At 46.9% G+C, this 8,865-nt stretch carries 5 protein-coding genes; 3 read left to right on the top strand and 2 right to left on the bottom strand.

The features are described 5' to 3' along the window. The 3 genes from VM802_RS19850 to VM802_RS19840 all read left to right on the top strand — a co-directional run. Positions 1-3,106, top strand: a 3,106-nt coding sequence (locus VM802_RS19850) for a ThuA domain-containing protein (protein ID WP_325533768.1), incomplete at its 5' end; no start/stop codon positions are given. Positions 3,107-3,206: 100 nt separating this feature from the next. After that, positions 3,207-3,536 (top strand): hypothetical protein, encoded by a 330-nt coding sequence (locus VM802_RS19845; RefSeq protein ID WP_325533766.1) that lies wholly within the window; start codon positions 3,207-3,209, stop codon positions 3,534-3,536. Next, positions 3,526-4,200, top strand: coding sequence for an ATP-binding cassette domain-containing protein (locus VM802_RS19840; RefSeq protein WP_325533764.1), 675 nt, complete (start codon positions 3,526-3,528; stop codon positions 4,198-4,200). Before VM802_RS19845 ends, VM802_RS19840 begins: the two co-directional genes overlap by 11 nt. Here VM802_RS19840 and VM802_RS19835 read toward each other — a convergent pair. Both VM802_RS19835 and VM802_RS19830 read right to left on the bottom strand, forming a co-directional pair. Continuing rightward, positions 4,197-6,482, bottom strand: coding sequence for a GH92 family glycosyl hydrolase (locus VM802_RS19835; RefSeq protein WP_325533762.1), 2,286 nt, complete (start codon positions 6,480-6,482; stop codon positions 4,197-4,199). The genes VM802_RS19840 and VM802_RS19835 overlap by 4 nt on opposite strands. 80 nt (positions 6,483-6,562) lie before the next feature. Further along, positions 6,563-8,865: GH92 family glycosyl hydrolase (locus VM802_RS19830; RefSeq protein WP_325533760.1), on the bottom strand; the 2,303-nt coding region annotated here is incomplete at its 5' end.

Here is an 8,865-nt window from a genome sequence, read left to right as displayed (position 1 = left end):
AAGATATATACAGGCAGGCGGCGGATACGTAGGCATACATGCCGCCACTGATACAGAATACGACTGGGGATGGTACAACCACCTCGCGGGCGCTTATTTCCTGAGTCATCCTCCCGGCACGCACAAAGCCACGCTGGAAGTAGTCAATAAATCATTCCCTGCAACAGCCGGGCTACCTGATAAATGGGAGCATACAGACGAATGGTACAATTTCAAGAAAAGAGATACCACCACCACGGTGCTCATGAAGATAAATGAAAAGACCTACGAAGGCGGCACTATGGGCAACGACCACCCGGTAAGCTGGTATCATGACTACGATGGTGGCCGTGCATTTTATACCGCCCTCGGACATACGGAAGAAACATACAAAGACTCCCTGTTCCTGAAACACCTGTTGGGTGGTGTACAATACGCCATCGGCAAAAACCAGGTGCTGGACTACAGTGCAGCCAAAACGCTGCGTGTACCTGCAGAAGATCGTTTCACCAAAACTATCCTCTCCCAGGGTGAGTTCTTTGAACCTACTGAAATGACCATCCTGCCTAACTTCGATATCCTCGTAGCACAACGCCGCGGTGAACTGCTGCTATATAAGCAAGCTACCAAAGCAATCTCACAGGTGAGCTTCCTGAACGTTTATTTCAAAACAGAAGTGCCCAATGTAAATGCTGAAGAAGGCTTCATCGGCCTCGCCGCTGATCCGGACTTCAAAGATAATCACTACATCTACACGATGTACTCTCCCAAAGACACTTCTGTAAACCGTCTGTCACGTTTCAAGTTTGAGAACGACAAGCTGGATATGTCTTCAGAAAAAGTCATCCTGCAATTCTACTCTCAACGCGATATCTGCTGTCATACCGGTGGCTCCATCGCTTTCGGTCCGGATAAACTCCTCTATGTTTCTACCGGCGACAATACCACTCCATTCGATGAACCAGGACAGAAATACGGCAGTAACGGTTACGGACCTACAGACGATCGCCCCGGACATGTACAATACGATGGACGCCGTTCTTCTGCCAACACCAATGATCTGCGCGGTAAGATCCTGCGCATAAAAGTGCAGCCCGACGGCTCCTATACCATTCCTGAAGGCAACCTGTTCCCGAAAGGCACCAAAGGCACACGCCCTGAGATATATACTATGGGTACACGCAATCCTTACCGCATTTCTATAGACCGCAAAACAGGTTATCTCTACTGGGGTGAAGTAGGACCGGATGCTGCCAATGATGATCCCAAACGTGGCCCCCGTGGTTACGACGAAGTGAACCAGGCCAAAAAGCCCGGCAACTATGGCTATCCGATGTTTATTGCAGATAACAAACCGTATCATGCTTACAACTATGAAACAGGTGAAGCCGGACCGGCATTTGATCCGTTGAAACCTGTTAATACCTCCCGCAATAACACCGGCCTTAAAGAGCTGCCGTTACCCGTACCTGCCTTTATCTGGTACCCATACGGCAAGTCTGACGAGTTTCCCATTGTGGGCAGCGGCGGTCGTAATGCAGAAGCAGGCCCTGTTTACTACAGTGAGTTCTATCCAAAAGAAACACGGTTCCCCGATTACTATAACGGCAAACTCTTTATCTACGACTGGATCCGTGGCTGGATCATGGCAGTAACCATGGATAAAGACGGTAATTTCTCCAAGATGGAACGCTTCATGCCTGGCTCCAAACTCAATGCCCCCATCGATATGGAAATGGGACCAGACGGCCGTTTGTACGTACTTGAATATGGCAACGGATGGTTCAGCAAAAACGCAGATGCTGCCCTTTCACGCATCGATTACAACGGCGGCAACCGCGCCCCCAAAGCTGATATACATGTAAATCAGCTCACAGGCGGCCTTCCATTTAAAGTGAAGTTCAGTGCTGAAGGTTCCAAAGACCCGGATGGCGACAAGCTCACTTATCTATGGTACTTTGGCAACGGCAACAAGAAAGAAACCACCGAACCCGAAACGGAATACACCTTCACTACTGCCGGCGAATATGCCGTATCCGTGGAAGTGCAGGATGATAAAGGCGCGAAGACAAGGAGCAAGGAAATAACATTGTATGCCGGCAACGAAACACCACAGGTGAAGATCGAGATCAGTGGTAATAAAATGTTCTATTTCCCGGGTAAACAGGTTCGTTATACCGTTAACGTTAGTGACAAGGAAGATGGCAACAGCGCAGACGGCAAACTGGATGTGAACAACATCTTCGTGAAAGCAGATTACCTGCTGGGCCGCGACAAAGCCGGCTTACCACAGGGTCACCAGATCATTACTGGCGCTATCGCCGGTAAAAATATCATGGAAGTATCCGACTGTAAGACCTGTCATAAAACAGATGAAAAATCCATCGGTCCTTCCTTTAAACAGGTAGCCGAAAAATACAAGGCAGATCCGGCGGCCCCTGAAATGCTGGCGAAGAAAATCATCAGCGGCGGCGGCGGCGTATGGGGAGAAACAGCTATGTCAGCACACCCTGGCTTCTCTATGGGCGAAGCAAGACAGCTTGTCGAATATATTTATTCTCTCGGCGGTAATGCGCCTAAGGTAAGCTCGCTGCCCATCACCGGCAGCCTTAATCCAACAATGGGCAATGAGCTGAAAGATGGTGGCGTATTACATATCCTTGCCAGCTATACAGATAAAGGCGGTCCCGGTATCAAACCGATCACCGGCGCTTCTGCAGTAGAGCTGTACAATCCCAAACTTCCTGCTACAGACTATAGCAAAGCCGACGGTGTGTCTGTATTTCAGGCTGATGGCATGAAGTTCCTGATACCGGCCACTTCGGAAGGATGGGTAGTATACAACAAGCTGGATCTTACGGATGTCAGCGGCATCGACATAAACTACATGGTGCAGGAAACGCCACAACAGGGCTACACGGTGGAAGCCTTCCTGGATAATGCAGGTGGCACACGCCTCGGGGAGGTAACGATAGGCCCCGGCGCTGCTCCTAAAACACCTGTGAAAGCCAGCTTCAGCTTTGCGCCGGTAACAGATGGGAAAATGCACAACCTGTACTTTAAATTCAAAGCAACCGCGCCAGGCCAGCAGGTACCACTGGGTATCACTACCTTCAGTTTACATTAGCTGCTATCAGCTTACAGCTTTTAGTACATAGTATAACAGATTAAAAGGAGAGATTAAAGCAAATTGCTTTAATCTCTCCTTTTTTCAGATATTAGCAATCATGAAACAATACCAGGGACAGTTACTGATACTGCTTACATATTTCAAAGTGATACAGGGTTTCAATACGCTCTGCTCCCTGTTTCTAGCCTTCGCCGGTAGCCTGCTGCTGGGCGCCGACAGCTTCCTCAAAGGATTCATTACATCCTTTTTTACAGGTGGTTTCTTCCTGGCGGTATTCTTCTACGAGCTTCGATACAAGAAGTCTTATTATTTCTATTACAACAAGGGCTTTTCAAAAGTAAAGCTGATAACAGCCACCTATATGGCCAGTCTGCTATTGCTTATCATTCTCTTTTGTTTATATAAACTCATACCGCATGCTGCATGAACTGGAAGCTGATAGTATTCAGAAAAACTTTGGCGCAAGAGAACTGATCACTGACTGTTACATCAAATGCAAGACAGGCGAAGTAATAGGTATCCTCGGCCGGAACGGCAGCGGCAAATCCACTTTACTGAAGATCATCTTCGGCACAGAACCGGCTGCGCATCAGCATATCAGGATTGACGGCCAAAAATATGAGCACTCTTATAAACAGGGTAACCTGGTAAGTTACCTGCCTCAGCATGATTTTCTACCGAGATATTTATCACTCAGGCAGATCGTTGATGTTTTTGTTGACAACGAAGAAAAACGGGAACTGATTTACAGAGACGAACGCCTGCATATCCATCTCGATAAAAAAACGACAGCCTTATCCGGCGGCGAACTGAAATATTTTGAGATACTGTTACTGGTAAACCAGGAAAGTCCCTTCATCCTGCTGGATGAGCCATTCTCAGGCGTAGAGCCGCTTTACAGGGATAAGGTGGTGAAACTAATCAGTAGTCATCAATCAACAAAAGGGTTTATCATCACCGATCACGATTACCGCAATATGATAAAAGCCAGCACCACGCTGATGTTGCTGAAAGACGGCATTTGCAGGAAGATCAATGATGTTATTGAACTGGAACAGTTACAGTATGTTCCTTTGGGAACTTTCAGTTAGCTTTTGGCTGGCTTAGCCCCCATAAAGAATGTAATCACGCCGCCGTTCATAATATCTTCATGTGTAAGGTAAAGACGTTTCAATGGAGTGCCATTCAGCAATACTTTCTGCACGTATACATTTTTATCTCCCTGATTCTTCACATCTATCACAAATGTTTTCCCGTTCTCCAGCTGTAATGTGGCCTTATCCACAGCAGGGCTTCCCAGCGCATACTGGTTGCTTCCGGGGCATACAGGATAAAAGCCCAGAGAGCTGAAAATATACCATGCACTCATCTGTCCGCAGTCGTCATTGCCACCAAGTCCGTCAGGGCCCGGGTGGTACATTTTCTTCAGGATCATCCGTACGCGTTCCTGCGTTTTCCATGGATAGCCGGTCCAGTTATAAAGATAGGCAACATGGTGTGACGGTTCATTTCCATGAACATAGTTGCCAATGATGCCATCGCGGGTGATATCTTCTGTTTCTGCAAAGTATTTATCCGGTAGCTCCATAGTGAACAGCGAATCGAGATGTGCAGTGAATTGTTTTTTGCCGCCCATCATAGTAATCATCTCATCCGGGTATTGGGGAACATACAAGCTGTAATTCCAGGCGTTACCTTCAATAAATCCCTGATCATGCGTTTGCAGGGGATCGAAGCTCGCTTTGAAGGTGCCGTCATTCAGCCGTGGGCGCATAAAGCCCGTGCGGGCATCGTATACATTTTTATAATTGTTGGAGCGGTGGGTGAATTCCTCATAAATATCATTCCTGCCAAGGTTCTTCGCAATCTGTGCAATGCACCAGTCGTCGTAGGCATATTCCAGCGTCTTTGAAACAGAGGAGCCGTTTTTATCTTCAGGCACATAACCCATATCCATATAGTAACCCAGACCATCATAAGTGCGGTGGCGCGCGGTGGTTACACAGGCTTCCAATGCCTTGTTCACATCAAACGGTGCATTGCCTTTGACAATAGCGTCTGCAATAACGGAAACGCTGTGGTAGCCTATCATACACCAGTTTTCGTTAGCGTAGTGCGACCATACCGGCAGCATGTGCTGTGCACTCTGCTCATAGTGATTAAGCATGGATTGCACCATATCCGCATTGCGTGTGGGTTGTATCATATTGAACAGGGGATGAAGGGCGCGGTAGGTATCCCAGAGAGAGAAAGTCGTATAATTCGTATATCCTTTTGCTGTATGAATATTCATATCCAGTCCACGATAGTTGCCATCCACATCCATGTAGGCCGTAGGGTTAATGAAGGCATGATACATAGCTGTATAAAAATTCTCCTTTTCTTCACGGCTACCCGATTCGATATGTATTTTATTCAGTTCTTTAACCCAGAGTGCCTTCCCTGCCTGTTTTACAGCTTCGAAATTCCATCCGGGAATTTCAGCCTGCAGGTTCTTCAATGCCCCCTCCGTACTTACCGGCGATAATGCAAACTTGACGCCTATCTGCTCGCCTTCGGTGGTATTGAAATCGAAATAGGCACGGATCTGTTTTCCTGCCATCTCGGGGAAATTCTTTGTCTGATCAAATTTCCGCCAGAATCCTTTATACACATCCTTTGCATAATTCTGGTGCCCATATGTTTTAAAGGGCTTTGAAAACACCATAGCAAAGTACTCAATTCTTGTACGCGCCCAACCGTTAGTCTGCCGGAAGCCTGTTACCAGTGTATCATTTTCTACTCTTACGAACGTCCATACATTTTTGTTTTCGTAATTATAGATGCCCGACATAAAGTCGAGAATGATATGCGCCTGATCGGAAGCGGGAAATGTATATTGATGAAAGCCAACACGGTTGCTGGCGGTAAGTTCGGCAGTGATGTTATCGTCATCCAGCTTCACTTTGTAATAGGCAGGTTCAGCTACTTCATTGTTGTGAGAAAACCGTGATCGGTAACCATTTTCCGGATGATCTGCTGTTCCGGGGTTGAGCTGTAGTTTGCCCACAGTTGGCATCATGAGAAAATCGCCCAGATCAGAGTGGCCGGTACCACTAAAATGCGTATGACTAAAACCAACAATGGTCTTGTCATCATATTGGTAGCCAGCACAATATTTATACACATCCGGGTTGTATTTCCCGTTCATTTCATAGGGAATGGTATCTGTTTCCGGGCTTAGCTGTACCATCCCAAACGGCACGGTAGCGCCGGGATAGGTATGTCCCATTCGCAGGGTGCCGGTGATGGGCTTTACATACTGTAATACATTCTCCTGTGCAGAAACGGCCAGAGAAGCGAAACATAAGGTTGATAAAAGTATTTTCCTCATAACGTTTAAGATAAAAATATACATCCCGAAGACTCGGGATGAAATGTTTACAGTGAACAATGAAAATCGTATTTCCTACTCTATTTATTAATAACCGTTGAATAAGAATAAGGATAGGCTGATGGTTGCGTTCCTCTTGTTTTCTCAGGAGCTGCGCCCATCTTCAGCACCAGTCGGCCGCCTTTCTGCAGGTCCTGGTGGCTGAGCCAGTTCTTCGTATATACCTGTCCGTTAAGCGTAGCGTTTTGCACATACAGGTTTTTATCACTGTTGCCAGGCGCCTCAATTTCCATTTTCTTACCATCTTCGAGTGTCATGGTGAGTTTGGAGAAGAGAGGAGTCCCCATTACATATTGTTGGGTGCCCGGGCAGACAGGGTAGAAGCCCATTGCCGAGAATACGTACCAGGCAGAAGTTTGGCCATTATCTTCATCACCGCAATAACCGTCAGGAGTAGCCTTGTAAAGGCGGTCCATTACCTGACGCACCCAGTATTGTGTTTTCCACGGCTGTCCGGCATAGTTATACAGGTAGATCATATGTTGGATAGGCTGATTGCCGTGTGCATATTGTCCCATATTCATGATCTGCATTTCACGGATCTCATGAATCACAGTACCATAATAGCTTTCATCGAATACAGGCGCCATTTTAAATACAGAATCCAACATGGATGCAAACATATCTTTGCTGCCCATCAGGCCGGAAAGACCCTGTATATCATGGAATACAGACCAGGTATAATGCCAGCTGTTTCCTTCTGTGAAAGCGTCGCCCCATTTGAATGGGTTGAAAGGTGTCTGGAACTTGCCGTCTTTATTTTTACCTCTCATCAGTTTGGTTTCCGGATCAAAGAGGTTGCGGTAATTCTGAGAGCGTTTTTCAAACAGTGCGATTTCACTCTTAGGACGATTCAATGCTTTTGCGAGCTGGAAAATGGTGAAGTCGTCGTAGGCATATTCCAGCGTACGGGCAGCATTCTCATTTACCTTTACATCATAAGGCACATAGCCGAGTTTGTTATAGTACTCTACGCCGGCACGACCTACGGATTCCAACGGGCCAGCATGTTCTGTATTTTTCAGGATGGCCTCGTAGAGCGTATTAATATCGTAGCCACGAATACCTTTCAGGTAAGCGTCTGCAATGAGGGAAGCAGAGTTGGAGCCGATCATGCAGTCGCGGTGACCCGGGCTGGCCCATTCGGGCAACCAACCGCTTTCTTTATAGGCGTTGGCCAGACCTTCCATGATATGCGCGCTGAGAGAAGGATACATAAGTGTAAAGAAAGGATGCACCGCACGGAATGTGTCCCAGAAGCCGTTGTCGGTAAACATGTAACCTGGCAGCACTTCGCCGTTGTAAGGGCTGTAATGCACCACTTCATTCTTTGCATTCAGTTCATAGAACTTGCGGGGGAAGAGCAGTACACGATAGAGCGAAGAATAGAACGTGGTTACCTGTGCCACGGAACCTCCTTCCACAGCCAGTCTTCCAAGTTCTTTGTTCCAGATATCCTTTGCTTTCTGGCGCGTTACATCAAAATCATCTTTACCAACTTCCCGCTGCAGGTTCAGTTCCGCCTGTTCATAGCTAATAAAAGACGAGGCTGTTCTGATACCTACCTTTTCACCTTTTCTGGTACGGAATCCAATCACAGCACCGGTATGATCAGCCTGCAGTTCAAGCTGGCCTTTCATCAACACGGAATCTTTCCAGGTGGAAGAATAAGTGAATGGTTTATCGAAACAGATAACAAAATAGTTTTTGAAATTGGCTGGTACGCCACCGCTGTTCTTGGTCGTGTAGCCGATAATCTTTTTCTCCTGTGGTAATATTTTAATATAGGAGCCTTTATCAAAAGCATCTACCACGATGAAAGCACTGTCTGTCTGCGGGAAGGTGAAACGCAGCTGGGCTGACCTTTCTGTTGGTGTGATCTCTGTGGTAACATCAGCATCTGCGAGATATACGCTGTAATAATATGGCCTGGCGATCTCTGTTTTATGGGAGAACCAGCTGGCGCGCGCATTCTGATTAAATTTGATGCCACCGGTTACAGGCATAATGGCAAACTGGCCATAGTCGTTAATCCATGGTGATGGCTGGTGTGTTTGTTTGAAGCCTCTGATTTTATCAGCAGTATACTGATAAGCCCAGCCGTTCCCCATGGTATTGGTCTGCGGCATCCAGAAATTCATACCCCAGGGCAGGGCAATAGCGGGATAAGTGTTACCATTGGATAAGCTCACTTTGGAATCTGTTCCCATTAATGTGTTTACCCATTCTACCGGATCAGCTACTTTATTTACTGTCTGGCTCCTGGCGCCATGCAGGCAAAGCAAAGCTGCTGCCAGCAATCCGATTCTTTTCATAATCTGTT

Origin of the sequence: Chitinophaga sp. (assembly GCF_035538455.1) — a bacterium.
Classification (GTDB): domain Bacteria; phylum Bacteroidota; class Bacteroidia; order Chitinophagales; family Chitinophagaceae; genus Chitinophaga.
Note: the sequence above shows the minus strand (reverse complement) of the source record. Positions and strands in the feature narration are given on the sequence as shown.